A 25,798-nucleotide genomic window follows, 5' to 3' on the forward strand; every position below is an offset into this window, starting at 1 on the left:
GGCCTTTTCGCCGAGGGCTTTGTCGCCAAAACTTGCAGTACGCCCGGTACAGCGGCGTTTTGGCTTCGCGCCCTCGGCAAAAATTCCGGCGCGAGGCGACACGATGCATTGCACCCCGGGCTGCTAGAGCTCCAGATAGCGAAGCTCATCCCCCGCCCACCGAGAGAAGGAGCGAAGCGAGCGAGCCAGAGGCCACGAGGATCAGGTCGGTCAAGAGAAGGAGCCCCCTCAGGCGGTCCACCGAGAGAAGGAGCGAAGCGAGCGAGCCAGAGGCCACGAGGATCAGGTCGGTCAAGAGAAGGAGCCCCCTCAGGGCGGCCCACCGAGCGAGGGAGCGAAGCGACCGGTCGCTCGTGGCAGAGGCCACGAGGAGCAGGTCGGCCAAGGGAACGAGCCCCCCTCAGGGGGGCCACGCACCCAGGCTGCGAAGCTCATCCCAGCCCACCGAGCGAGGGAGCGCAGCGACCGAGCGACCGGCCGCGAAGCGGCCGTGCGTGGCAAAGTGCACGGTGCCTGCGGGGGGCTAAAAAACCCATCGACCGGCCGCGAAGCGGCCGTGCGTGGCAAAGTGCACGGTGCCTGCGGGGGGCCTAAAAAACCCCCTCCATCCAGCGTCGGCGGGCGCGTTGGGGGAAGTCGCGGCCATCGAGCAGCGCGAGCAGGGCCGGGTAGACCCAGGCGGCGTCGCGCGCGACCGCACGAACGGCGTCGCGGACCCGCTCGGAGTCACGCGGGAGCAGGAGCTTGTCGGGTCCGGGACCGTGGCGGCGGACCGGGCCCGCGCCCGTGCACATCGTGACCTCGCAGGTCTCGAACTGGGCGCGAAGCTGGACGAGCAGGCCGCGCTCATCGGGCTCGAGCTCCGCGTCCTGCAGCGGCCGACCGCCGGGCCGAAGGCCGAGGAGCAAGTCGCGGCTGCGCAGCAGGCTCCGGCCTTCACGGAGCAAGCGGGTGAGCCCGCGGCGCCCCTCGAGGCGACGGCGAGGCTGGCGAAAGCCGAGCTCGAGCAGCTCGCCGAGCAGCGCCCGCTCGCTCTCGTCGAGCACGTAGACCCGGCCCTCGGGGGTGAAGTCGGCCGGGTCCTGATCGGGAAACAGCGCGCTGAGCAGGCGCTCGCCGCCCTCGTCTTGGACCGATTGACGCAGGGCCAGGAGGTCGCACCAACGCTCGCGACCGTCGCGCTCGAGCCCGCGAAACAGGGGCAGGCGCGCGATGGTCTTGGCGTACTCGCGGTGGCGCCGAGCGCCGTGGAGCAGCAGCTGGGTCAGGCGGCTGCGATCGCTCGTCGCGAGGGCTGCGCCGGCGCGACCGAGCTCGATCATGTGCTCGATCGCCGCCGAGATGATCGCGCGGGTGTGGGGCTGGATCGCTTCACGCAGGCGCGCCGCGCTGCCCGCTGGATCGCACAGCCCGCGGGTCTCGATCGCGGCCTCGAAGCAGGGCGCGTCGGTGACGCTGATGTGGGCGGTCACGATGCCGTCTTGAAGGAGGTAGAGGCGGGCGAGCTCACCGTCACGGGGGAGCGCGATCGTGCCGACGATCGGCGCGGTGACGGAGACGATCGAGAAGGGGTCCTCGAACCCGGCGCCGGGCGGCCGGTCTGGGCTCGTCAGCGCGCGGCCGTTGACCCGGATCTCGACCGGGGCGAAGCGGGCGACGCTGGTCAGCCACTCGCGCGCGCGGGAGCGATCGAGCTGCGCGCCGCGGACGATGATCTCGGTGAACTCGGGCCCCGGCGCGCGGAGGCGGTGGAGCTCGACCGCGCCGCCGCGCCGCCAGCTCAGGCCCATCGGCTCGTCCTCGGGGGTCGCGGGCTGGCTGACGATCCGCAAGCTGCTGGGATCGAGACCGACGAGCCCGAGCAGCGACAGCGCGCCGGCCCGCTCGAGAGCCGAGAGGGCGCGGTGGCGTCGCTGGGGCGAGCGCTCGCCGTCGAGCAGCGCCGTCAGCTCGCGCAGGACCGACGCGGGCACGCTGCCCCCGACCGAGCGGACCAGCAGCTGCGAGCGTCCGAGCTCGACCTCGATCCGCTCGGCGCCGTGGCGCAGGGCCCTGCGGACGAGCTCGGCGGGCAGCTGCCACGGTCCTTGGAGCTGGGCCTGGGTCAGCTTGCGCAGCTCGGACTCGACGTCGATCGTCAGCAGCTTGCCGACGTCGATCTGCTCCGCCTGCCCGGGGTGCAGGCCCGGACGAAGGCCCGGCGGGCTGTCAGGCATGGTCGTTTTCTCCATGGGCGTCGGGCTCGTCGAGGCGCGCGGTCTCTCGCAGGGCCTCGGCGGCGAGGGGCGCGAGCAGCCGCGCGCGGCGCTCGGGCCCGAGATCGAGGTGGTCGAGGAGGTGATCGAGGAGCGTGAACGCGGCCGCGTGGGGACGCGTGGGCCGGAGGCGCTCGGCCTCGACGAGCCACGGATCCTGGGCGTCGACGAGCACGAGCCGGTCGCCGATCTTTCGGGTCGAGCCCAGCGAGCGTAGATCCAGGGTCGCAACCCGGCCGCCGAGGCCGACCAAAGCCGCGCAGCGCCAGCGCTCGTTGTGCTCGCGGAGGTAGCCGGCGACGAGCGCGAGCGCCGGGCTCTCGCTCGCGCGCCCGAGCCGAAGACCCCAGCGGTCGAGGTCGACCGCGCCGAGCGAGGCGGCCACGGTCCGGCCTTCGGGGGTCTCGACGTCGAGCAGCGGGACGCCGCGTCGCTGGGCGTTGCGGCTGATCTCGGTCTGCTCGCGGCCCGCGTAGAGCCGGCCCTCGGAGGCCAGCGCGCGGGCGCGGTTGAGCGAGATCGCCGCGCCCCCGCGCAGCGGGATCAGGCGGCGATGAAACAGCGACGGGAGGTGACGAAAGGCCGCCGGCTGGGCCAGGGCGCCCTGCAGCAGGCTCGACAGATCTCCGCCCTCGTCGAGGTTGAAGCGTCGGGCCGTGCGACGCGAGAGCGAGAGCCCGAGCCCGAGCAGACCGAGGACCCCGGAGCCGAGCGCCAGCCACGGGACCCACGGCTTGGCGACGAGCTCGAGCAGGATCGGCGGGGTCGAGCTCGGCTCGAGCACGGCGGGGCTGGCGTCGGGGCTCGGCGTCGTCGGGGCTTGGCCGCCCGGGCCCGGCGTCGCGACGATCGGATCGGTCGGCGTGCTCGCCTCGCCGCTGTCGTCGCTCGCCTGGCCGAGGGTCCCGACCGCGACGTCCTCGGGCGCGGGCGGGAGACCGGCGATCGTCGAGGCCTCCCCGGCCGCCCGCGCGGTCGCGTCGGCTACGCGCCAGCGGCCGTCGCCGTCGAGGTACTCGACCCACGCGTGGAGCCAGGCCGAGACCCGCCCGCGGTGGCCGACCCAGCCGACCGCGAGCCGGGCGTCGACGTCGGCGGCGTGAAGGAACGCAACCAGCAGCCCGTTTTGGACGTCGCAGTCGCCGGCCCCGATCTCGAGGGTGCGCGTGACGAAGTCCTCGCCCGCGGCGGCCGCCCGCTGATGTTGCTCGGCGACGGCGGCGCTGGTCTCGTAGCTGACCCGGCCGCGGACCAGATCGATCGCGGCGTCGAGGCGCGAGTCGAGGGGCAGCTCGCGCAGCGCTCGAGCCTCGCGGTGGAGATCGCTCGGGAGCGCGCCGTCGCTGCGTGGCGGCGTGGTGACGATCGAGCCGGGCCCGGTCCGGTAGCGCAGCGTGCCCTCGATCGACCAGTCGACGACGAGCACGGCCTCGCCCGCGGCGCTCAGGAACACGCGCTTGGGTCCGGCGAGCACGCTGTCGCCGATCGCGGCCTCGGAGTGATCGGCCTCGAACACCAGGCTCTCGACGTCGAGGCGGTGGCCGCTCGGGATCGGGATCGGCAGCTCGTCACCGCCGCGCGCGTCGACCGGGAGCGCGACCTCGATGCAGTCGCGCGAACAGACCGCGCCGGGGTAGCGCTCGGAGGTCAGCGGCGCGATGCCCCCGGCGTCGCCGCTGACGCGCTCGATGATGACCGCGGCGAAGTAGGGCCGCGCCGTGGCGGGGGCGTAGCGCAGGGCCAGGGGCTCGGCCGCGGCCGGGTCGAGCTCGCTGACCTGGGGCCCGTGGTAGCGCTTGCGCAGATCTCCGTAGCGGGTGCGGTCGGGGCCTGCGGTGTCGGCCCCGACCGCGCCCGCGTCGCCGAAGCCGAGCCCGAGCCCGACCTGGTTCGGCCACAGGAGCTGGGCGACGACCACCGCGAGCACCGCGCCCGTCGCGGCCCCGAGCAGCGCTCGCCACCACGTCGACTCGCCCGCGAGTCGCCGCATCAAGCCCGCGAGGCGCTCGCCGATGCCCGGCGGTCGGATGCGTGCGAGCTGGCGCTCGACGAGCTGGCGCAGCTCGCTCTGTCCGAGCTTGACCAGCCGCCGCAGCGTTCGCGTGTCGCGGGCGTCGCTGCGCGACAGCAGCAGCTCGAGCCCGTCGCTCTCGAGCAGCGCTTGCGGTGCGAGCCCGCCCGGGAGCTCGGGGAAGCGGACCCGCGAGTGGCCGGTGTGTCCGGCGTTGGTCAGGAGATCGTCGAGGCAGGCCGCCGAGCGAACCCGGAGCCCGCGCGAGAACAGCTCGACCCGCGGCGCGTTGCCGAGGCCCACGACCCCGCGCACGTGCCCGCGCCGAAACGCCGAGCTCGGCGGGGCGAGGGTGAACTTGGCGTTGACCGGGCGCCCGTTGACCGTGATCGGCAGCGGCGTGTCGGGGTCGTCGCGCAGGCACAAGAAGCGCGCGTTTTGTTGGGCGGCCTCGAACACCCGGCGCTCGTCGGCGCCGTCGCCAGCCGGGCGCTCGAGCACGATCTCGGTCCCGGGCTTCATGTCGACCCCGGCTCGCTCGGCGTGCTGGAGCTCGCCGTCGAGGACGACCTGCCAGGGGCCGCCGTCGTTGGGGCCGCGCGGACACGAGCGGATCGTGATTCGCGTGGGGTCGAAGCGGAGGATCGACCAGAACCCGACGCCGAAGCGCCCGACCTGGTTGGCGCGGTCTTCCTTGCTCGAGGCGTAGAGCGAGAACAGGTAGCGCCGGGCGTGCTCGTAGCTCATGCCCTCGCCGTCGTCGCGGCAGTGGATCACCGTCTGGCCCCGCTCGGACCCCCGGGGCTGGGCCCCGACACCCTCGCTGCGCTCGGGCCCCCGGGGGTGGGAGACGGTCTTTGTCGTCTCCGGACCCCGGGGCTGGGCCCCGACACCCTCGCTGCGCTCGGGCCCCCGGGTGTGGGAGACGGTGATCACGACGGCGCGGGCGCCAGCGTCGCGCGCGTTCTGGAGCAGCTCGCGGACGAAGATCCAGGGATCCGGCCCGTAGCGATCGGCCTCGACTCGCGCACGCTCGCGAAAGTCGTTGGCTCCACGCTCGCTCACTCCGTGCAGTGTAGTGGAAAAGGGCCGTCGAGCCCGCGACCGCGGCCGCCTTCAGCCTGCGGGGCCCAGATCGGCGAAAGAGGCCCCCCAGCCGCCGAGATAGGCGAACCCGTCTCCGACGCGCCACCCGGCGACCACGACCGAGGCGGGGCCGCTGCTCTCGACCCGGTGGAGGCCCGGCCCGACGGCGTAGCGCCGGATCGTCCAGGGCTCGAGGCCGTCGGCGGCGGCCTGCTCGAGCTCGAGCACCGCCGGGCTCGGCTGGGGCTCGAGCTCGCCGTCGAGGCCCGAGAGCCACTGGACCTCGACCGCGGCGCTCGCGGTCGAGCTGACGACCAGCTGGGTCTCGAAGCCCGCCGGGGCCCAGACCCAGTGGCGGCCCGTCCACTGCTCCACGGGCGCGAGCTGGACCATCGAGGGCGAGCCGAGCGGGGTCAGCTGCGCGTTGGTCATGTACGCGGTCGCGACGATCGGCTGATCCGCGACGACCGCGAGGTCGTGCTCGACCGCGTAGACCGCGTAGGGCTGGTCGGGGTCGATCGTCACGGTGTCGAGCTCGACGCTGGCCTGACCGTCGAAGTAGCTGAACACGACCTCGGTGTCGGGCGCGGTCGCCACGACCTGGATCATGGTTCGCTCGTGGACGAGCCCGGCGTCGGGGCCGAGCCCGGCGTCGGCGGCGATCAGGCGCGGGCCGACGAAGCGCGTGCCGACCAGCCGCGGCGAGAGCTGCTCTTGCATGTGGCCGCACGCGCCCTCGTACTCGGGGATCGCCGCGCAGGTGTGGGCCGAGAACACCGAGATCAAGTGCTCCTGACCGGACTCCACGAGCGAGCCGCTGGTCCCGTGGTCGACCTCGGTCGCGTCGATCGCCGTGGCGTCGAGGCGCAGCAGCTGGCCGGGCTCCACAGGCAGGGTCAGGATCTCGACCGGAGGCTCCTCGGGGTCGACGACCTCCTCGGTCCACAGCATGGCCCAGTCCGGGGGCTCCTCGTCGATCCCGAAGGTCGGCCTGAGGGCGACCGAGGTTCCGCTGGTCTGGGCCAGGACCGCCAGAAACGAAGGCTCCCCGAAGTCCTGGTGGGTTCGCCAGCCGGCGACGGGGTTGACGCTCGACCACGCCGCGCTCGGCTGCAACATCGTGGCGCTGGCGCTGTGGCCGGAGCCCTCGGCGGGGCTGGCCTGGATCACGATGATCGGCGCCGCCGCGGTCAGGCGCAGGGTCGCGTGCTCGTGGAGCCCGGTCTGATGGACCTGGCCGTCGTTGGCGGGCAGGAACACGCCCTCGTCCTCGCCGCCGATCATCTTGGTCTCGACCTCGACCCAGCCGCGCGCGCTGTGGCGCTCGAGCGTGACCTCGACCGGGTCGAGCGCGGGGTTGATGACCACGAAGCCGAAGGGGTCGGTGTCGTAGAGCCCGGGCCCGTCGAGGTCGAGACCGTAGAACTCGCAGCCGATGTGGCTCGGGAGCTGGGCCGCGAGCTCGCATGAGCTCGTTGGAGCCTCGGCGTCGCCGACGTCGAAGAGCGGCTCCCCGAGCCCCTCGCCGCCGCCTGCTCCGCCGCCCTCGTCGTCGCCGCCCTCGTCGTCGCCGCCCTCGGCGTCGCCGCCCTCGTCAGCCCAGCCGGTCTCCGCGCTGGCGCCCTCGTCGGTCCGCGCGCCGACGAGGGTGTCGACGATCTCCAGCGAACACGCCGAGGCCAGCGCGGCGAGCGACGTCAGCAGCAGGATCCGATGGTGCTGATGGCGACACATGCTCGATGACCTCACCCGAAGCCTGAACCACGATAGGACGATTTCGATCCCCACGGCCAGGCAGGATCCGGTCGCGCTCCGGTCGCGCTCCGGACTTCATAGGTACGGGCGGGCGATCTCCCCGAGGCTGCCGCCGTGGAGGCGGGGGCTCGAGGCCAGGATCGTGCCGTCGGGACCAACCAACACCATCGTCGGGATGCCGACGATCCCGAACATCTCGCTGAGCTGTTTGTGCGCTGCCACGTCCGGGACCGCGTGGGCCCAGGGCATCGGCCACGCGTCGGCCCGGAACCTGGCGACCTTGGCCGCGTCGTGGTCGAACGAGACGCTGATGATCTCCAGCTTCGGGTCCGCGATCGCCGTGTACGCGCGATCTTGCTCGGGCGGGCGCTGACCGTTGAGCGAGGCGTAGGCGGCGTGGAGGCGGGGCATCTCGGCCACGCAGGGTCCGCACCAGGTCGCCCAAAAGTCGAGCACGTAGAATTTGCCGCGCAGCTCCGCCGCGCCGTACTCGGTCTGACCGTCGAGCGGGCTCAGGCGAAAGTTCGGGACCTCGCGGCCGGGGGCCGTCGGGCGCTCGGGGTCGTACATCCGCGCGATGCCGACGATCGGGTGATCGGCGAAGCGCGGCTTGGCCAGGGCGCTCATGGCCGCGCGGGCCCGATCCTGATCCCCGCGCTCGTCGGCCGCGATCAGCTGCGTGACCCACAGCGCCGCGGCGACGTCGACGTCGGGGTGCTCGGCGACCGCGATCCCGAAGTACTCCGGGTCTTCGACGAACTCGAGCGCGTTGGCCATCGCCCACACGTCCATCGACCACAGCGGATCGCGGGGGCCGACCTCGGCCAGCACGCGCAGCCCCAACTGTGCGAGCGCCGGGGTGAGCTCGTCGGCGTCGACGGCCCCGGCCCAGGCGATCAGCAGCATCCGCTGGACGACCGGATCGTGCGCGAGCTCGAGGGCGGCCGCGATCTTGGCCGCGAGGCGGGCGCGGGAGGCTGCGTGGAGGGCCTCGAGGTCGGCGTCGGGATCGGCGCTCGCGACCGCGCGAAGCTCGACCATCGACTGGGAGTCCCAGGCCCGCAGCTGCTCGGCGGTCGATGCGACCTGGGCGAAGCTCGAGCTTGGATCCGCGAAGCTCAGGCGGTGCTGCGCGCCGGCCGGCGCGAGCGCGGCGGGGTCGAACACGATCTCCACGGTCCCGCCCGGGGCCACATCGATCACGCTGAAGTAGTCGCCCCCGCCGTCGTAGACGTAGCGATCGGCCTGGGTCCCGTTCATCGTCCGGCCCTCTTGGGTCAGGTTGCTCAGCTGGTAGCGAAACTCGCTGGACTCGCTGGACTCGGGCCGCTCGAGCGTGGCGACGAAGGTGCCGTCGCCGCGCGGCTCGAACTCGAGCGGCCGCCGCTGGCCCTCGGCGCCGAACATTCCGAAGCCCGTGAGCCCGCTCAGCTCAGGCGCGCGGTCGTAGGTCCCGAGCGCGATCGAGAGCTCGTGGGCGCCGCCGCTCGCGAGCACGCCCAGGGTGTGCTCCTCGTGGCCGACGCCGGTCATCCGCAGGCTCGCCCAGCCGGGTCCTGGCAGCTCGAGGCTGAAGCTGCCGTCGGCGGCGGCGGCGAGGTCGAAGGGCTCGACGCCGGGCATGCTCACGTGGATCTCGGCGAGGGGGAGCGGCTGCCCGTCGTGGCCGACGAGGCGGCCGTGGACCGTGGTGGCCTCATCCGCGGCGGGGCTCGCGGTCGCCTGGTCCGGGCGCGGCGCCACGGTCTCGCTCGCCGAGCTGCAGGCCGCGAGCGTGGCCAGGGCCGACCCCATCAACAGACGCTTCATGCGATCGAGGATCGCAGCTGCTAGGCCTGAATCAAGCGCTGCGCGCTCGGCTCAGGCCTTCTAGTCTTCAAGGGGCCTTTCAATAAGGCCCCTCGCTGCGGCGGCGAAGCCCCCTCCGCTCACCCCAAACGCTCGCCTTTCGGCTCGTACTCGTCTTCAAGGGGCCTTTCAAAAAGGCCCCTCGCTGCGGCGGCGAAGCCCCCTCCGCTCACCCCAAACGCTCGCCTTTCGGCTCGTACTCGTCTTCAAGGGGCCTTTCAAAAAAGCCCCTCGCTGCGGCGGCGAAGCCCCCTCCGCTCACCCCAAACGCTCGCCTCACGGCTCGTACTAGCTCTAAATCATTCAGCTTTTTCAATTCAGCGCTTGATTTGGGGCTAGCGAGCGCGGCAAGTCGAGCTGATAGGCTCGCGGCCATGCTTCGCCCCCGATCCAGGTATCTGCTCATGCCCGCGCTGCTGCTCGCCTGCTCGCCTCAGGGCCAGCCTCGCGCCGACGCGAGCGCCCAGACGAGCGCCGACGCGAGCGCGAACACGGAGGCCGACGTCGCCGACACCTACGGGGGCGACACGAGCGAAGGCAGCGTCGACGAGCTCGGACCGATGAAGGCGATCGCCCCGCCCGGCGAGCACCCCTTCTCGGTCCTCGACATGCTCGAGGTCGATCGCGTGTCGAGCCCGGCGCTCTCGCCCGACGGCGCGCGCGTGGCCTACGTCGTGCGCGAGACCGACATGGAGGCGAACAGGGGCCGCACGAGCTTGTGGCTCGCGCCGCTCGACGGCGGCGAGGCGCGGATCCTCGACCGCCACCCCAAGGGCGCCAGCCAGCCGCAGTGGTCGCCGGACGGCGAGCACCTGTACTTCGTGTCGAGCCGCGCGGGCACCAGCCAGGTGTTTCGAGTCGAGGTCGACGCCGAGCACCGCGCAGGTCAGGTCGAGCAGATCACCGCGCTCCCGGTCCCGGTCTCGAACCTCGCCCTGTCGCCCGACGGCGAGCTGCTCGCGGTCTCGGCCGAGCTGTTCCCCGACTGCCCCGACCTCGCGTGCACGGCCACGCGCCTCGCGGAGGCCGAGGCCGAGGCCGCGACCGGCGTCGTCTACGACCGGATGTTCGTGCGCCACTGGGACACCTGGAAAGATCACCGCCGCTCGCAGCTGCTGGTCGTCGCCGCCGAGCCCGGGACCACGAGCGCGACGATCGTGTCCCGGGGCCTCGACGCCGACGTCCCGTCCAAGCCCTTCGGCGGCGCCGAGGACTACGTGTTCACCCCCGACAGCTCCGGCCTGGTGTTCGCGGCGCGCGACGCTGGCGGCGGCCCCGGCGAGCCGTGGTCGACCAACTTCGATCTGTTCTGGGCGCCGGTCGACGGCGGCTCGGCGCCCAAGAAGCTCACGACCAACCCGGCCTGGGACGCCCACCCCCGCTTCTCCCCCGACGGCAAGCAGCTCGCGTGGGTTGCGATGGCCCGCCCCGGCTACGAGGCCGATCGCTTCGTGCTGACCAGCGCCGCCTGGGCCGGTCAGGGCCTCGGCGGTGAGCCGCGCGCCCTGACCGAGGGGTGGGATCGCTCGATCGGCGGGTTCGAGTACGCCGCCGACGGTCAGCGCGTGTTCGCGGCGGTCGGGGACCTCGGCCGCAAGCCCCTGTTCGAGATCGCCCTCGACAGCGGCGCCGCCACGGCGCTCGTCGACCAGGGCACGATCGGAGGGTTCAGCGTCGGGGCCAAGCAGCTGGTGTTCGTGGCCCACGACCTCAGCCAGCCGGCCGAATTGTCGAGCGTCCCCGTGGCCGTGGCCGGCGGCGAGCCCCGGCGCCTGACCCACCACAACGACGAGCTCATGGCCCGCGTGAAGCTCGGCGAGGCCGAGCAATTCAAGTTCGAGGGGCACGGCGGCGACACGGTCTACGGCTGGCTCGTGCGCCCGGTCGACTTCGATCCGGCCAAGACCTACCCGCTCGCCTTCTTGATCCACGGCGGGCCCCAGGGCTCCTTCGGCGACAAATTTCACCATCGCTGGAATCCTCAGGCCTACGCCGGAGCCGGCTACGCCGTGGTCATGATCGACTTTCACGGCTCGACCGGCTACGGCCAGGCCTTCACCGACTCGATCGCCGGCGACTGGGGCGGAAAGCCCCTCGAGGACCTCCAGACGGGCCTCGCGCACGTGCTCGAGGCCCAGCCTTGGATCGACGGAGATCGCGTCTGTGCGCTCGGAGCGTCCTACGGCGGGTTCATGATCAACTGGATCGCCGGCAACTGGCCCGAGCGCTTTCGCTGCCTCGTCAACCACGACGGGATCTTTGATCAGCGGATGATGTACTACGCGACCGAGGAGCTGTGGTTCCCCGAGTGGGAGCATGGCGGGCCCGAGTACGACCACCCCGCCGCCTACGCCCGCCACAACCCGGCCGATCACGTCAGCCGCTGGCAGACGCCGATGCTCGTCGTCCACGGCTCGCTCGACTACCGGGTGCCGCTCGAGCAGGGCCTCGCCACCTTCACCGCGCTGCAGCGGCGCGGCGTCGAGAGCCGCTTGCTCCACTTCCCCGACGAGAACCACTGGGTCCTCTCGCCCGCCAATTCCAAGCTGTGGCACGACGAGGTCCTGCGCTGGCTCGACGCTCACCTGCGCGCCTGATGAGTTGTCACTCGGGAACGGCGTTCGGGGTGGAGGGGGCGGCGCCGGTCCGCGATGCAAGCGCATGTGAGCCACATAGCCAGAAATCAGGCCGCGAGTTGTGCACTTCGTGCCGGAAACCTCGCATAAGCCACCGCACGGTGCGCATATTCGCCCCACGGGGCTATGATCACAGTGCCAGCCATCCACTGTTGAATGTCCAAATCTGTCCACCACACACCCTGTGTAGGAAGGTCGAGCGGCCGCGCCGCGGCGAGGACCTCCACGAAGCGAGTCGATTGGCGCGATGGAAGGGGTCACGCTCGCATTTGCGACCCATAACTACCTGAAAATACTAGACTTTGTTGATCTGTACACCCGCAGCATAGAGATACAAATAGTGAATCTACCCGGTGTTTGCGTACAAAACTACCGGCACTCGAAAACTAACCCTTGGATCCAGAGGATAGTCTTCACATCTAAGAGCTGCTATCTTGTTGCCGTGTCGAGTTTCGAACGTGAAATGTCCGCGGCCGTGAAAGACGTGCAACGATCCGTCTTTCTCGACCTCATCCGCTCACACCCGGAGATGACCCTCGCCGAGCTGTCGAAGCTCAGCAAGGGGCAGTTCTCCGGCCTACTGTCCAGCGTGACCGTTGGCGAGGTCATCAGCGCCGGGCACGAATTCGAGGGCGACGCCGAGGTGGCCGTCCCGAGCGCGGAGCCCGGCGCCGCTGCTGCCCCCGAAGACGTCAACACCAGGACCGCCGTCGGACGGCGAGAGTACGACGCGCGCGTGCTCGAATTCATCCGAGAGTCCGAGGACGCCGTGTCCGCGACGGAGATCCGCAACAAGGTCGGGGGGACCTCCCTCCAGGTCCGCAAGTCTGTCGCGCGGCTGATCGAAGCCGAGAAGGTGACGTGGCAAGGTAAGGCCAGGGGCACGCGCTACAGCGCGCTCTAGCCGCCGAGGCGCTCGGGGAAGCCGCCCTGCGGGGCGCCGGGTGAGCAAGCGGAGATTCCAAGGGGCGGAGTCGGTGAGTGGCACACCGGCTCGCTTCTTTTAATCCAAGTCGACAAACCCAAGTCGACAAGGGGCTCCCGGCCAGGGCCTACCCGTAAGGTTTGAATTTCTGCTTGCTGACGCGGCGACGGTTCATGTCTGAGAGCTCGGCCGGCGTGAACGCCTCGGGGCTGCCCTTGGGCGCGTGCTCGCGGACGAACTTCTCGATCAGCCGGCGGGCCGAGCTCGCGGCGTCCTGCCGGGCCTGGTCGAGATCCGAGCTCTCGACCTCACCGAAGCCGGGCAGCGCGCTGGTCGGCGAGGCCACGTCTTCGGGCTCGTCGCACTCGTCCCAGCGCTGGAACAACAGCTCCTTGCGGGCGCCGAGCTGGCGACGCTCGTCGGCCCAGATCTTGTCGAGCTCGCCGTTGAGTCGGCGCAGGCGCTTGTCGAGCTGCTTGGTCTGGAATTGCACGGCCATGCCCAGGCGCATCTCGAAGGTCGCCTTGAGCAGCTTGGCCTTGATCCGCGCGTAGGGGTCGTCGCCGCCCGCGGCCGCGAGCAGGTCGCCCGGGCCGCCGAGGCCGATCTGGGTCCAGCTGGCCTTGGCGCCCTTGTTGCGGAAGTCGACGCGGCCGTCGCTGCGCAAGGTCGCGACGAAGCGGCCGCTCGGATCGCGGTAGACGAGCTTGCCCTTCTCGCGCTTGAACGCGTAGTCGACCGCGCTGCTCGGGGGCGCGGCCGGGCCCTGGACCGCGCCCTCGCCGACGCCCGGGTTCTTGACCGAGTCCTCGTAGGCGTCGCGCGAGCCCTGCAAGAGCGAGGGGTCGACGACGACCCCGCTCCCGGTCGTCGAGGCCCGCGCGCCGTCGCGCATGCCATGGAGCGAGAGACCGGGGACCTCGCTGGGCTCGGACTCGGCCTGGGTTGGAGCTGGGGGGGGCTCGGCGCCGCTGCGCGGGGTCGGGCTGTTGGACCGCGGTCGGTCGAGCGGCGCCGTCGCGGGCACGTCGGGGTCGCGGTGATCGGGCAGGCTCGGCTCGCCGCTCGGCTCGGCCCGCGCGATCGCCTGCGGCATCATCTCGACCGGGACGACGGCCCCGGGGGTGAACAGCTTGTCGTGGGCCGTGGCCCCGCCCTCGCGCGGGCCGTCGGGCAGCAAGGTGGCCGCGATCACCAGGCCGACGTGAAACACGATCGAGCCGCCGACCGCAAAGCTCCAGCCCCGGGTCCGGGCGCCTCGGACCGCCGTGCGCGTGTCGCTCACGTCGGAGCTCCGATCTCGCTGGTCCCGTCGTCGGCCCCGTCGCCGGCCCCATCGCGGGGCCGTGCGTGCCGGTCCGGCTGCCTGAGTCGCCGCACTGCCGCGAAGTGTAGGTGATCCTTATTGATCCCCCCACAGGCAGCCCCCACTTTGCCACGCACTGCCGCTGCGCGGCTGGTGTGGTTCGTACGGGGGGCCGGGGGCGAGTCGCTGATTCTTCCGCGCCCTGCGCGGGCCCTGGACCCACGAGGCAGGTGTTCGAGCACGCATCTCGAGCCTCTTTTGGGCGGCCACGCTGAGCGAGGGAAGGAGCGCAGCGAGCGACCGGCTGCTCGCGGGGCTCAGCGCTCGTCTTGTTTGCCGGGGTGGACGGCGTACTGGGTCGAGCTGCCGGGATCGGGGAGGGTGTCGCGGGGGACCGCCCACACGTCGCTGGTCTCGGCCAGGTTATCGGGCCGTGGTCGAACGCCGGAGCGCGAGGAGACTGACGCGCGGATCATGTCCGTGCGCGAGTAGATGCCGGACGCGGGCGCGCTCTGAACCACGCCTCGGTCGTAGCGCGCGGCGATCAGGAAGTGGAGGCCGACGACGATGATGCCCGAGACGGCGATCCACATGGTCAGGCCCCCGAGGCTGCTGCCTGCGTGGACCAGCGCCAGCTCGCGATCGCCGAGCCCGAAGTAGGTGATGAGCGTGCCAAGCGCGACCAGGCCGAGGTTGATCACCGACGCGCGGGTCCCCGCCTGGGTGTGGTCGTGATCCTGGTCGACGAAGCGCAACATCGCTGCGTGCAGCGCCAGCGCCAGCCCCAGCCAGACCAGCGGCGCGCCGATCCGCCACCAGGTCAGCGAGAAGCGAGGCATGGGCGCGGTCACGCCGTCGAGGCTCGCGATGACCCCGTCGAGCCGGTTGCGGTGATAGTCGACGTCCCGGGCGAGCATGGTCATGATCACGATCGAGGCGCTGTCGCCCGATGGCGCCAGCACGCCCTCGTAGATGAGATCCTCGACCTGCCACTGGGCCCACGCGACCTGGACGCCCGCGTCCGTGGTCCGGAGGCCCGAGGCCTCGGGCGGATCCGAGCCGACGACGTTGACCACCGCCGCGGACAGGGCCTCGAGCGCCGCGGACTCGCTGGCGAAGGCCTTGTCCGCGACCGGCTCGGGCCGCTCGAACACCGCGATGGTCTCGGCGAAGCGATCGTTGTCGGGCGCGGACACGACCTGGGCGAGGCGCAGGCCGAGCTCGTCCTTCCAGCGACTGGCTCGCCGCTGAGCTTCAGGCGCAGCGTCACCGCTCTCCAACCAGCCGACGGGTACGGTCACGCGCGCCGCCGCATGCACGACCAGCGGCCACGCGAGCAGCGTGAACAACACGGCGAGGAGCATCAGGCGGGTACGGGGATCACGCACGTCGACCGATCGTGCCGCAAAGGGCTCGTTGCTCCAACGAACCAGCGAGTCTCGATGTGAGCAAGCTCGACCTGGGTACAGACTTTTTAAACATCTGCAGAAAGCAGTATTTTTTATTCTGTCACAGGGCGCTTTTAATGGCTGTTTAGGGTCATTGAGCGGTCGGTGCCAACATAAAATATCATTATATACGATGTATTATGGCTTGAATCTCGACCAAAGCTGCGGCAGTGAGTAAGTCGGCCCGACCGACCGACCATGGAAACCGACACGCACTCTCGGAGCTTCGCCAAGGCGCTCAGCTGGCGAGTGATCGCGCTCGTGATCACGACCGGCGTCAGCTACGTGCTCAGCGACAGCGTCGCGGTCGCGGTGTCGATCGGCCTCGTCGACTCGCTGATCAAGATCGTGGCCTACTACGCCCACGAGCGGGCCTGGGTAAACGTTCGCTTCGGCCGCGCCCCGGCCCCGGCCCAGGTTCAGTCGGCCGCCGCTACACCACGCGGCGCATGACGATCGCGGAGATGTTGTCGGGGCCGCCCGCGCCGTTGGCGGCTTCGATCAGGCGTCGGGCGGAGCTGCGCACGTCTCGCTGACCGATCAGCATCATGAGCTCGTGGTCGGGGAGCACGTCCGAGAGGCCGTCGCTGCACAGCATCAAGTTGGTCCCCGAGGGGAACTCGAACTGGCGGATCGTCGGCGCGCCCTTCTTCTTGCCGTGGCCGAGGCAGCGACTGATGCGACCGCGATAGGGGTGGACCGCGGCCTGCTCGGGGCTGATCAGATCCTGATCGACGAGCTCTTGGACGACGGTGTGGTCCGTCGACAGCTGGAAGATGCCCTCTTCGGTGACCGCGTAGGCCCGGCTGTCACCGGCCCACGCGACCCAGATCTGGTCGCGGACGCCGAGGATCAACACGCAGGTGCAGCCCATGCCCTGGGCGTCGGGGTTGTCTTCGGCCTGCTGATCGATGCGCTGGCTGGCCCGTTCAAAGGCCTGCTCGAGCAGCAAGTTGGTCTCGATCTGGCCGAAGTTTTGCTCGACGTAGGTCGAGATGGTCTCGACCGCGAGGGCCGACGCGACCTCGCCCGCGTTGTGACCACCCATGCCGTCGCAGACCAGCGCGAGGTAGTAGCCGCGGCCGTCGTCCTCCTGGATCGTGATCGCGTCTTCGTTGTGATCGCGGGCCCGACCGGGGTCGCAGGCGCCTGCCATCTGAACTTCCAGAGTCCCGGGGTGGTGGGTGCGCTTGAACAGCTTGTACATCGGCGGGCCGGACGCGAGAGGAACAACATTATATAGGGCGAGCCGCGCTCGTCGGATCGAAGTGAGCTCGCGCGCTCACTCGTCGCCCCAGCGCAGCCACAGCAGCCACTCGCGGTTGCCCTCGCGCCCCGAGATCGGTGAGGTCACGTGGCCCCGGACCGCGAACCCGAGCGCGCGGGCGCTGGCCTCCACGCTAGCGAGGGCGGCCGCGCGGGCCGAGTCGTCGCGCACGACGCCCCCTTTGCCGACGAGCTCGCGCCCGACCTCGAACTGGGGTTTGACCAGGACCACGAGCTCGGCACCCGGGCGCAGGCAGGGCCGGATGTGGGGCAGGACCTTGGTCAGCGAGATGAACGAGCAGTCCGCGACCGCGAGGTCGATCGGCTCGGGGATCTGCTCGGGCTCGAGCTTGCGGATGTTCTGGCGGTCCATGACCACGACCCGGGCGTCGTTGACGAGCTTCCAGGCCAGCTGGCCGTAGCCGACGTCGACCGCGTAGACCCGGGCGGCGCCGGCTTGCAGGAGGCAGTCGGTGAACCCGCCCGTCGACGCGCCGACGTCGATGCAGACCGCGCCCTCGGGCTCGAGCGCGAAGGCGTCGAGGGCCCCGCGCAGCTTGAGGCCGCCCCGCGACACGTAGGGGTTGGGGTCCTTGCCCTTGAGCCGCAGCGGCGCGTCGGGGTCGACCGCGGTCCCGGGCTTGGTCACGGCGTGATCGCCGACGACCACCTCGCCCGCCAAGATCAAGGCCTGGGCTCGGGTCCGCGAGTCGCACAGCCCCCGCTCGACGAGCAGCTTGTCGAGGCGGACCTTGCCGCCGGTCTTGCGCGAGTGCGCCATCGTCAGTCTGGCTCGGCTTTTCTCACACGGGTCGGCGGGGGAGTACAGTGTCGCGGATGACGCCCACACTCGCGCTCGTGACGGCGCTCGCGCCCGAGGCCGACCGCTGGGCGGACTGGCGCTGGCTGGGAACCCCCGATGAGCGGGTCTTGTGGGCGATCCTGGCCGCTGCCGCGCTCCTCGCCCTGTGGGGTGCCTGGGCTGGGTGGCGTCAGGAGCGTTGAGCGAACGAGCAGCTTGCACCGGCCTGGGGCTTCGGCTAGCTTGTCGCCCCCTCGGGGCTGTAGCTCAGCTGGGAGAGCGTCGCGTTCGCAATGCGAAGGTCAGGGGTTCGATCCCCCTCAGCTCCACACTCCAAAGACCCCGGCCTCGGCCGGGGTCGATTCATTTTTGCCACATGCCAAGCGTCAGCCTCAGCCCCCGCCAGCGGCAGCACCTCAAGGGCCTCGCCCACAGCCTCTCTCCGGTCGTCCAAGTCGGCGCCGCCGGGGTCAGCGAGGCGGTCGTGCGCGTGGTCGGCGAGGCGCTCTACCGCCACGAGCTGATCAAGATCAAGCTGCCCAAGCTCGACGACGCCGCCGCCCGCGAGGCCATGGCCGAGGCGCTCACTGCGGCCAGCGGGGCCGCCCGGATCCAGCTCGTGGGTCGCGTGCTGGTGCTCTACACCCCGCGCGACAAAGACCTGCCCAAGAAGCCGCGGATCCAGGTTCCTTCGGCCTGAACCGAGCGCTGCGCGCTCGACCGCTGCGGCGGCGAAGCCCCAACCGCTCGCCTCTCGGCTCGTACTACCCTGCTCGCCCGCCAGGGGGGTTGGTTTCTGTTAAGTTCGCGCCGTGTATCGGCTGCCGACCTCCGTCGTTCCTGCGCTGGCCCTGGGCCTCGTCCTGAGCCTGGGCGCCTTCGCCTGCGAGCGCGGGGATCGGCCGGGCACGCGCTCGCCGATGGGCCCGCCGCTGTCGCTCGAGACGACCACGCTCGAGCCCGAGCGAGGCGAGCCCGCGCCGGCCCTGGCGATCCTCGACCGCGAGCTGGCCGTCAACTTCGCCAAGCTCAACTCCGAGGCCGTCGACGACCCGGCCTACTTCATGGCTTACGACCTCGTCGGCGTCGAGTCGCTGTGGCTCGAGGCCAACGACGGGGCCCTCGACAAGCGCCACATCGACGATGACCGGACGATCGACGTCGACGTGCGCGTCGGCGACCCGATGCTCGACAACGGCCACCCGACCAACGGCTACTACGGCGGCAACGGGCTCGGCACCGGGATCCAGGTCAGCCTGTCCGACGACCCCCTGTCCCTCGCGCAGGCGCTGTGGATGGTCACCGAGCTTCAGTACCGAGACGCGGTCGAGTCGTGGATCCAGGCCATGAGCGACGAGTCGATGCTGACCCGCGCCGACGAGCCCGCGCACCCGGACTTCACCACCGTCGACGAGCCGCTCGTCCACGTCGAGGCGGCCAAGTCCGTCGATCTCGAGGCCCTCGCCGAGCAGTGGTCGCCGGTCGTCGCCAGGCTCTCGGCGATCCTCGACGCCGACCCCGTCGTCCAGCAGGCCAGCGCGATGCTCAACGCCGTGGTCGAGAACCGCAGCTACGTCGACACCGAGGGCGCCAAGGTCCAAAGCGGCCGAGTCCGCGTGCGCCTCTTGATGATGGTCACCGCCCAGGCCGCCGACGGCATGGCGCTCGAGCGCTTCGTGTCCTTCGAGCGCCACGACGCCAGCCAGCTGCCGAGCCCGGCCGAGCTCGAGGCCCTCGCCGAGCAGCTGCGCGGCGAGCTGATGCGCCTGCGCGAGGCGCCGATCGCCGAGCCCTACACGGGCCCCGCGGTGCTCGAGGGCCCGGCCGCGGGGGTGTTCTTCCACGAGATCTTCGGCCACCGCCTCGAGGGTCACCGCCAAAAGGATGACCACGAGGGCCAGACCTTCACCAAGATGCTCGGCCAGCAGATCCTGCCGCCCTTCATCGACGTCTACGACGATCCGACCCTCGCGAGCGTCGACGGGACCCCGCTCAACGGCCACTACTTCGTCGACGACGAGGCGATCCCGGCCGCGCGGGCCTCGCTGGTCCGCGAGGGCGTGCTCGAGGGCTTCTTGCTCTCGCGCTCGGTCGTCGCCCCCTTCACCGCCAGCAACGGCCACGGTCGGCGCGAGCGCGGCCACCGAGTCGTCGCGCGCCAGGGCAACCTGATCGTGTCCGCGCGCGAGACCGTGCCCGAGGGCGAGCTCCGCGACCGCCTGATCGCCGAGGCCAAGGCCCAGGGCAAGCCCTACGGGGTGTGGTTCTCGGACATCCAAGGCGGCTACACGATCACCGACCGCTCGGGCCCGCAGGCCTTCAAGGTCCTGCCCTTGATGGTCTACCGGGTCTGGACCGACGGGCGGCCCGACGAGCTCGTGCGCGGGGTCGACGTGGTCGGGACGCCGCTCGCCGCGTTCGAGACGATCGTCGCGGCCGGTGACGAGCCGGGCATCTTCAACGGCATGTGCGGGGCCGAGAGCGGCTGGGTGCCCGTCAGCGCCGTGAGCCCCTCGCTGCTCCTGAGCAAGCTCGAGATCGAGAAGGCCATGCACGAGCGCGACAAGCCGCCCTTGTTGTCCCCGCCGCCGCGCGAGCGCGGCGGTCAGAGCTCCGGCGAAGGGACGGTGGCGCGATGATCGGGCGGCGTGGGTTCCTCGGCCTCGGCCTCGGTCTGGGCGCGCTGGTCGGCGAGCTGGTCCCCCTGCGCGAGGCCCTGGCCGGTCCGGGTCCAGACGCGGACGCGGCGAGCTCCGAGCTGGCCGCGATGGAGGCCGAGCTGATCCGCGGCGTCGCCGAGCTGCGTCTGCCCGACGCCGCGACGCCCTACGCGGCCGAGCTGCGCGTGGTCCGAGCCGACAGCCTCGTCCTCGACGGCTCCTACGGCGGGGTCATCGCCGACATGTTCACCCGCGAGGCGCTCGGCACGGTCACGGTCCGGGTCGGCTCTCACGAGCGCGACAACGGCAACTTCTTCGGGCCCAGCAGCGTCCAGCCCAGCTTCCAGCTCGGCTTCGACCCCGACCCGATCGCCGCGCGCAAGCGCCTGTGGCTGGCGATGGATCAGAGCTACCGGGCCGCGTGCGCCGGCTACAAGGCCAAGCTCAGCGCGATCGATCGCCTCGCCGACAAGGAGCTCCCGGACGATCGCGCCAAGCTCGGCGAGCCGGTCGTGGAGCTGGACTGGGCGCCGGGGGCCACGACCCTCGTCGATCCCGACAGCGCGCGGGCGAGCTTCGACCGCGCGGGCCTGCGCGAGCTCGCGGGCGAGCTCTCGGGTCGCTTCGCCGCCCACCCCACGATCGACAACGGCGACGTGATCATCCAGCTGATGCGCAGCCACGAGGCCAGCGTCAGCAGCGAGGGCGCCGCCGTCGGCCGCAGCCTTGCGCGCGCGGTCCTCGGGGTCATCGCCCAGACCCAGGCCGACGACGGCATGGAGCTCGACCACGGCCTCGCCCTTCACCTCCAAGCCCTGCCCGAGGCCAAGGAGCTGCGCGAGCGCGGCGTCGCGCTGGTCGACCAGGTCCTGCGTGAGCTCGAAGAATTCGTCGCCGCGCCGATGCTCGACGAGGACTACGACGGCCCGATCCTGCTCGGCCCGACCGCCGCGGCCCAGCTGATCGCGAGCACGATCCCGGTCCAGGCCGGCGGCGATCCGGCCCCGATGTCGGACTACGGCCGCCTGCTCGAGTACGAGCCCCACTGGCAGGAGCGCCTCGGCAAGGCCGTGATGCCCGAGACGATCGACCTGGTCGACGATCCCCTCGCCGCCGGCTTCGGTCACTACACCCGCGACGATCAGGGCGTCGCCGCCCAGCGCGTCGAGCTGGTTCAAGGTGGGATCTTGCACACCTTGTTGATGACCCGGCGGCCCAACGAGCACATCGACCAGAGCAACGGTCACGCCCGCGCGACCCCGGGTGGCTTCCTCGGCGCGACGATCTCCAACCTCACGCTCAGCAGCCGCAAGCCCGGTCTGAGCCAGGCCGCGCTCGAGCGCGCGCTGCTCGAGCGCGCGCGCGAGGACGGCTACGAGTTCGCCTACGTGATCGACAGCCTCCGCGATGGCTCGGTCCTCGGGCCGGTCCCGCGTGACTCCGCCGCGCTGTTCACCTCGGGCCGCAAGATCTCGCTGCCGCTCCCGAGCCGGGTGTTCAAGCTCGAGCGCAAGGGCAAGGACACCGCGCGGACCCTCGTCCGGGGGGCCCTGCTCGCGCCAACTTCCATGCGCGTGTTTCGGCGGATCCGGGCGGTCGGGGAGCGAGCCGAGACCTTGCCGCTGCGCCTCTCGCCCGGCATGGCCGGGGGCTTTGGGGCAGATCTGGGTCTCTCGGGCGTGCTCGGCCAGAGCGTCGACGCCCAGGTCACGACCCCGGCGCTGCTCGTCGACGGCCTCGAGCTCGTCGTCGAGCGGGGCGAGAACGAGCGCCTGCCGATCCTCGACCACCCGCTGCGCCGCGAGCCCTCAGCGTAGCGAGCGACCTGCGCTCAGGGCTCGAGGTCGTCGGGGACCCTCGACCACTGCTCGCGGTCTTCTTGGCGTGGCGCTGATCTTGAAGCTCGGCCTGCGAGCGGCTCGGCGGGCTCGGTGGGGGCGGCGACCTGCGGCGCGGTCGGGCCGGCCTCGACGAGGGCGATCTCGCCCGGAGACTCGGCGGCCTCGTTCTGGTGTCGAGCCGGCGCGCAGCCCGTGAGCATTCAGCGCTCTGAATTCAGCGCTTGATTTAGGGCGAGCAGCTCGAGATCCGCCGCGAGGGTCCGAGCTTCCGCACGGCGTGTCCCACGGACCACGCCCGAGAAAGTCCCGGGTTTGCCCGGGCCTCAGCCCGTCTCGGGCATTGGATCCCCGAGGGCATCGAGTGCCTCCAGCGCTTCGAGCGCGCTCGGCCCACGAGGGGCGGGGCTGATGTGCGGTGTCGCGGCGTCGACTCCGGCGAGCTGTTCGGGGGTCAGCCCGAAGCGGCGCTCCCGCTTGCCGTACTCGCGCAGCGCCGCGTGGAGCTCGGGCTCACCAAAGTCGGGCCACATCACCGGCGAGAAGTAGAGCTCGGCGTAGGCGACCTCCCACAGGAAGAAGTTGGACACGCGCCGCTCCCCGCTGGTCCGGATCAGCAGATCCAGGCTCGGCAGCAGCGAGCTCGACGGCAGGTAGCGCCCGAACAGGTCGGGGTCGATGTCGTCGGGGTCGATGTCGCCGCGGGCCACGGCGCGGGCGAGGTCCTTGGCGGCCGCGGCGATGGTCTCGCGTCCGCCGTAGCTCAGGGCCAGGCACAGGGTCATGCCGCGGTTGCGGGACGACGCCTTGATGAGCTCGGCGAGGGGTCGCAGGACCATCCGCGGCAGCCGCTCGGTCTCGCCGACGGTCACCAGGCGGATGTCGTTGTCGAGGATCTCTGCCCGCTCCTCGATCAGGTAGCGGCGCAGCAAGTGCATGAGGTGAAACACCTCGCGCGGCGGTCGGTCCCAGTTTTGGCTGGAGAACGCGAACAGGGTCAGGGCCTTCAGGCCGATCCGACGGCTCGCGCGGACGACCTCGCGGACCGAGTCGGCGCCCTTGCTGTGCCCCTGTTCACGTCGCAGGCCGCGCTCGCGAGCCCAGCGACCGTTGCCATCCATGATGATCCCGACGTGCTGTGGCAGACGTTCGAGCGACGTTCCGGTCCGGTCCTCTGACAAGTGCCGCATTGCAGGCAAGCGGGATACCATGGGCGTAAACCGCCGTCCACGCGGGCTCTGTGCCCTTTGCTTGCAAAAATACCGACTGGAGGCCCATCGGCTCGGCGCCCGCCGCTTGCACAAAAAAGCCAAGAAAGCCCAGATCGGAATCCTCGCGGGGTGTGCTTGCCGGTCCCCAAGCCGCGGCATAGACTCGATATCCGCTGTCTGTGCCCTGCCCAGAACGCCCGTGCTCCCCTCCAGGCTGGCCGCCACGCGTCCGGGAACAAGATCCGATGATCACCGTTCCCAGCGCCGCGTCGAGGCGGCACACTTTGGTCCCGCCCGCTCTGCGCGCGATCGACCCCACCGGAGGAACAAGGCGATGAGCACAAGCGCCGACACCGTCGAGTCCCTGCTGTTTCGCAGCGGCGCGCTCTTCGATCAGCTCGACCCCACAACCTGGATCTTGCACCTCGAGAACCGTCACCGCAGCCGCGTGGTGGTCAAGGTCGAGGATCCGATCCTGTTGTTCTCGCTGCCCCTCGGGTTCCTCGATGACAGCGTCGCCGAGCGCGAGCGGCTCTACCGGACCCTGCTCGAGCTCAACGCGGACTTCATGCACAACGCGTACGCGATCGAGGGGGCGCGCCTGGTCTTGTCAGGCGCGCTCCAGACCGAGAACCTCGACGCCAACGAATTTCAGGCGATCATCGACGATCTGACGATGACGCTGGACGACCACCTCGACAAATTGGCCGACTGGAAGCTCGACACCAGTCCGACTACGGAGGCCTAAAATGGGATTGTTTGGACGACTCGGGACTCTGATCCGCTCGAACATCAATGAGCTGATCAACCGCGCAGAGGACCCGGAGAAGATGCTCAACCAGGTCCTCGTCGACATGAAGGGCCAGCTCGTCGAGGCCAAGAAGCAGGTCGCGGTCGCGATCGCCGACGAGAAGCGGATCAAAAAGCAGTACGAGCAAGAGCTCGCCAAGGCCCAGGACTGGGAGAAGAAGGCGATGCTCGCGGTCCGGGCTGGCAACGACGACCTCGCCCGCGCGGCCCTCGCCCGCAAGACCGAGCACGACGAGCTCGCGGCCACGCTCAAGGAGCAGTGGGACGCGCAGAAGCTGTCCGTCGAGCAGCTCAAGGACGCGCTGCGCAGCCTCGACTCGAAGATCGAAGAGGCCAAGCGCAAGCGCAACATCCTGGTCTCGCGTCAAAAGCGGGCCCAGGCCCAGGCGACGATCAACAAGACCCTCTCGCAGCTCAACAGCACCGACTCCTACGACTCGACCTTCGCGCGGATGGACGAGCGCGTGACCCAGCTCGAGGCCGAGGCCGAGGCGACCGCCGAGCTCGGCGCGCTGCCCGAGACCACGCTCGAGTCGCAATTCAAGGCGCTCGAGGCCGGGTCGAGCGTCGACACCGAGCTCGAGGCGCTCAAGCAGAAGATGGCGCTGACGACCGGCGGCGGCGAGCGCAAGGCGATCGGAGCGAGCGACGACGACGCGCCCGAGCCCGAGCCCGAGCCCGAGCTCGGTGACGACGACATCAAGGCCGCCGAGGTCGACGCGCAGCTCGAGGAGCTCAAGCGCAAGCTCAGCTCGACCTGAGACCGTCGATGGGACGCCGTGACGAGGCTGCGGCCGAACCGGTCGCGAGCACAGCCAAACAACCGAGCAATTTCGTCCAGCGTCTGCTGACGGCGGTCGTGCTCGTGCCGCTCTTGGTCGTGTCGATCTTCGTCGACCCGAGCTCCTGGTCGATCCTGGCCGTCGCGATACTCGCGGTGTTCTTCGCGGGCGACGAGTTCTTGCGCATGGGCATCGTGCGCGAGGGCGACCGCGCGATCGGCCTCCGCGGGGCTTTTGCTGTGGCCGGCGCGGCCATCATGGCCAGCAACACGATCTGGGGCACGCGCGTGGCCATGGCCCCGGCGATGTTCGCCGCGGTCGTGCTCGTCTCGCTCGCCGTGTTGTTGCGCAAGAAATTCCTGCCCGACGCCGGCCGCCACTTTGCGATCGGCCTGGCCGGCCTCGCCTACGTTCCGATGCTCGCCTGCGTGTGGCCGGTGCTCAAGCACGAGCACGGCCCCGAGTGGCTGTGCATGGCGCTGACCGTGGCCTTCTTGTCCGACACCGGGGCCTACTTCGCCGGTCGAGCGTTCGGCAAGCACAAGCTCTACGAGGCCGTCAGCCCCAAGAAGACCGTCGAGGGCAGCGCCGGGGGCGTGATCGCGGGCGTGGCCTCGATGGTCGGCGCCGGCCACTACTGGCTCACCCCCGAGGTCCCGCTCGTCCACGCGATCGTGCTCGGTCTCCTCGGCAGCGCCCTCGGCCAGGTCGGAGATCTGATCGCCTCGATGCTCAAGCGGACCTTCGGCGTCAAGGACAGCGGCAACATCCTCCCGGGCCACGGCGGCCTCCTCGACCGAGTCGACGGCCTCCTCTTCGTCGCCCCCCTGCTCTACTACTACGCCGCCGTCTTCCTCCCCTGATGACAAGCGGCCGTAGGGCGGCCGCGGGGTCTAAGGGAGCCCCCTTCGAGGGGGCCACGGAGAGGGCTGCGTAGCTCATACCAGCCCACCGAGCGGAGCGAGGAGCGAGGGGCCGCTTGCGGCCGTGCGTGGCAAAGTTGCAGACGCTCGGGGGGGTCTAAAGGAGCCCCCTTTTAGGGGGCCACGGAGAGGGCTGCGTAGCTCATACCAGCCCACCGAGCGACGAGCGGAGCGAGGAGCGACCGGCCGCCTGCGGCCGTGCGTGGCAAAGTTGCAGACGCTCGGGGGGGTCTAAA

21 protein-coding genes and 1 tRNA gene are annotated in these 25,798 nt (G+C 70.7%); 11 read left to right on the top strand and 11 right to left on the bottom strand.

The window, feature by feature from the left end; genetic code table 11:
* Window positions 1–145 precede the first annotated feature (145 nt).
* From ENSA5_RS26310 to ENSA5_RS36400, 5 genes are all read right to left on the bottom strand, one after another.
* Window positions 146–385, bottom strand: a complete 240-nt coding sequence (locus ENSA5_RS26310; protein ID WP_106394446.1) for a hypothetical protein — start codon at window positions 383–385, stop codon at window positions 146–148.
* A 205-nt stretch (window positions 386–590) separates the two neighbouring features.
* A complete protein-coding gene (locus tag ENSA5_RS26315; RefSeq protein WP_106394447.1) occupies window positions 591–2,216 on the bottom strand; it encodes a hypothetical protein in 1,626 nt (541 codons plus the stop codon).
* Window positions 2,209–5,331 (bottom strand): transglutaminase-like domain-containing protein, encoded by a 3,123-nt coding sequence (locus ENSA5_RS26320; protein WP_106394448.1) that lies wholly within the window; start codon window positions 5,329–5,331, stop codon window positions 2,209–2,211. Before ENSA5_RS26320 ends, ENSA5_RS26315 begins: the two co-directional genes overlap by 8 nt.
* 51 nt (window positions 5,332–5,382) lie before the next feature.
* Entirely contained in the window at window positions 5,383–7,086 is a 1,704-nt protein-coding gene (locus tag ENSA5_RS26325) for an IgGFc-binding protein (protein ID WP_106394449.1), read from the bottom strand.
* Between the two features lie 96 nt (window positions 7,087–7,182).
* Complete coding sequence (locus ENSA5_RS36400) at window positions 7,183–8,916, bottom strand: TlpA disulfide reductase family protein (RefSeq protein ID WP_146156143.1); 1,734 nt, start codon at window positions 8,914–8,916, stop codon at window positions 7,183–7,185.
* A gap of 413 nt (window positions 8,917–9,329) precedes the next feature.
* On the opposite strand from ENSA5_RS36400, the gene ENSA5_RS26335 reads away from it, so the two are divergent.
* On the top strand, window positions 9,330–11,552 hold the full coding sequence (locus ENSA5_RS26335; RefSeq protein WP_258183031.1) for an alpha/beta hydrolase family protein: 2,223 nt from the start codon (window positions 9,330–9,332) through the stop codon (window positions 11,550–11,552).
* A gap of 523 nt (window positions 11,553–12,075) precedes the next feature.
* The gene (locus ENSA5_RS26340; RefSeq protein ID WP_146156144.1) at window positions 12,076–12,495 is read left to right on the top strand and encodes a hypothetical protein; all 420 of its coding nucleotides are present in this window, start codon (window positions 12,076–12,078) and stop codon (window positions 12,493–12,495) included.
* 148 nt (window positions 12,496–12,643) lie between these two features.
* Here ENSA5_RS26340 and ENSA5_RS26345 read toward each other — a convergent pair whose 3' ends face one another.
* Window positions 12,644–13,801 (bottom strand): hypothetical protein, encoded by a 1,158-nt coding sequence (locus tag ENSA5_RS26345; RefSeq protein WP_106394451.1) that lies wholly within the window; start codon window positions 13,799–13,801, stop codon window positions 12,644–12,646.
* Window positions 13,802–14,139: 338 nt separating this feature from the next.
* Window positions 14,140–15,210 carry a hypothetical protein gene (locus ENSA5_RS26350; protein WP_146156145.1) on the bottom strand — a complete coding sequence of 357 codons (1,071 nt, stop codon included), beginning with the start codon at window positions 15,208–15,210 and terminating at the stop codon, window positions 14,140–14,142.
* A gap of 258 nt (window positions 15,211–15,468) precedes the next feature.
* Between ENSA5_RS26350 and ENSA5_RS26355 the strand changes: the two genes are divergently transcribed.
* The gene (locus ENSA5_RS26355; protein ID WP_106394453.1) at window positions 15,469–15,723 is read left to right on the top strand and encodes a DUF2061 domain-containing protein; all 255 of its coding nucleotides are present in this window, start codon (window positions 15,469–15,471) and stop codon (window positions 15,721–15,723) included.
* Here ENSA5_RS26355 and ENSA5_RS26360 read toward each other — a convergent pair.
* Both ENSA5_RS26360 and ENSA5_RS26365 read right to left on the bottom strand, forming a co-directional pair.
* Entirely contained in the window at window positions 15,704–16,477 is a 774-nt protein-coding gene (locus ENSA5_RS26360) for a PP2C family protein-serine/threonine phosphatase (RefSeq protein WP_106394454.1), read from the bottom strand. The two genes, ENSA5_RS26355 and ENSA5_RS26360, sit on opposite strands and share 20 nt — an antisense overlap.
* Before the next feature lie 75 nt (window positions 16,478–16,552).
* Entirely contained in the window at window positions 16,553–17,317 is a 765-nt protein-coding gene (locus ENSA5_RS26365) for a TlyA family RNA methyltransferase (protein ID WP_106394455.1), read from the bottom strand.
* Between the two features lie 56 nt (window positions 17,318–17,373).
* Between ENSA5_RS26365 and ENSA5_RS38285 the strand changes: the two genes are divergently transcribed.
* The 5 genes from ENSA5_RS38285 (at window position 17,374) to ENSA5_RS26385 (ending at window position 21,815) form a co-directional block, all read left to right on the top strand.
* Window positions 17,374–17,541, top strand: a complete 168-nt coding sequence (locus tag ENSA5_RS38285; RefSeq protein WP_181198159.1) for a hypothetical protein — start codon at window positions 17,374–17,376, stop codon at window positions 17,539–17,541.
* A 53-nt stretch (window positions 17,542–17,594) separates the two neighbouring features.
* Window positions 17,595–17,667, top strand: a tRNA-Ala gene (locus ENSA5_RS26370).
* Window positions 17,668–17,714: 47 nt separating this feature from the next.
* On the top strand, window positions 17,715–18,038 hold the full coding sequence (gene yhbY / locus ENSA5_RS26375) for a ribosome assembly RNA-binding protein YhbY (protein ID WP_106394456.1): 324 nt from the start codon (window positions 17,715–17,717) through the stop codon (window positions 18,036–18,038).
* Window positions 18,039–18,150: 112 nt separating this feature from the next.
* Window positions 18,151–19,977, top strand: coding sequence for a TldD/PmbA family protein (locus ENSA5_RS26380; RefSeq protein ID WP_106394457.1), 1,827 nt, complete (start codon window positions 18,151–18,153; stop codon window positions 19,975–19,977).
* Window positions 19,974–21,815: a metallopeptidase TldD-related protein gene (locus ENSA5_RS26385; RefSeq protein ID WP_106394458.1), complete on the top strand. Its 1,842-nt coding sequence runs from the start codon at window positions 19,974–19,976 to the stop codon at window positions 21,813–21,815. Before ENSA5_RS26380 ends, ENSA5_RS26385 begins: the two co-directional genes overlap by 4 nt.
* A 14-nt stretch (window positions 21,816–21,829) precedes the next feature.
* Here the strand turns inward: ENSA5_RS26385 and ENSA5_RS26390 are convergent, their stop codons facing one another.
* Together ENSA5_RS26390 and uppS are read right to left on the bottom strand one after the other, a co-directional pair.
* Entirely contained in the window at window positions 21,830–22,039 is a 210-nt protein-coding gene (locus tag ENSA5_RS26390) for a hypothetical protein (protein ID WP_106394459.1), read from the bottom strand.
* Between the two features lie 123 nt (window positions 22,040–22,162).
* Entirely contained in the window at window positions 22,163–23,026 is an 864-nt protein-coding gene (gene uppS, locus ENSA5_RS26395) for a polyprenyl diphosphate synthase (RefSeq protein ID WP_106394460.1), read from the bottom strand.
* A 355-nt stretch (window positions 23,027–23,381) separates the two neighbouring features.
* On the opposite strand from uppS, the gene ENSA5_RS38290 reads away from it, so the two are divergent.
* From ENSA5_RS38290 to ENSA5_RS26410, 3 genes are read left to right on the top strand one after another with little or no spacing between them, the layout of a single operon-like run.
* The gene (locus tag ENSA5_RS38290) at window positions 23,382–23,795 is read left to right on the top strand and encodes a CesT family type III secretion system chaperone (protein WP_106394461.1); all 414 of its coding nucleotides are present in this window, start codon (window positions 23,382–23,384) and stop codon (window positions 23,793–23,795) included.
* Window position 23,796: 1 nt separating this feature from the next.
* Window positions 23,797–24,618 (top strand): PspA/IM30 family protein, encoded by an 822-nt coding sequence (locus ENSA5_RS26405; RefSeq protein WP_106394462.1) that lies wholly within the window; start codon window positions 23,797–23,799, stop codon window positions 24,616–24,618.
* Between the two features lie 8 nt (window positions 24,619–24,626).
* Complete coding sequence (locus tag ENSA5_RS26410) at window positions 24,627–25,502, top strand: phosphatidate cytidylyltransferase (RefSeq protein WP_106394463.1); 876 nt, start codon at window positions 24,627–24,629, stop codon at window positions 25,500–25,502.
* Window positions 25,503–25,798: the final 296 nt, after the last annotated feature.

The organism is Enhygromyxa salina (assembly GCF_002994615.1).
Lineage (GTDB): Bacteria > Myxococcota_A > Polyangia > Nannocystales > Nannocystaceae > Plesiocystis > Plesiocystis salina_A.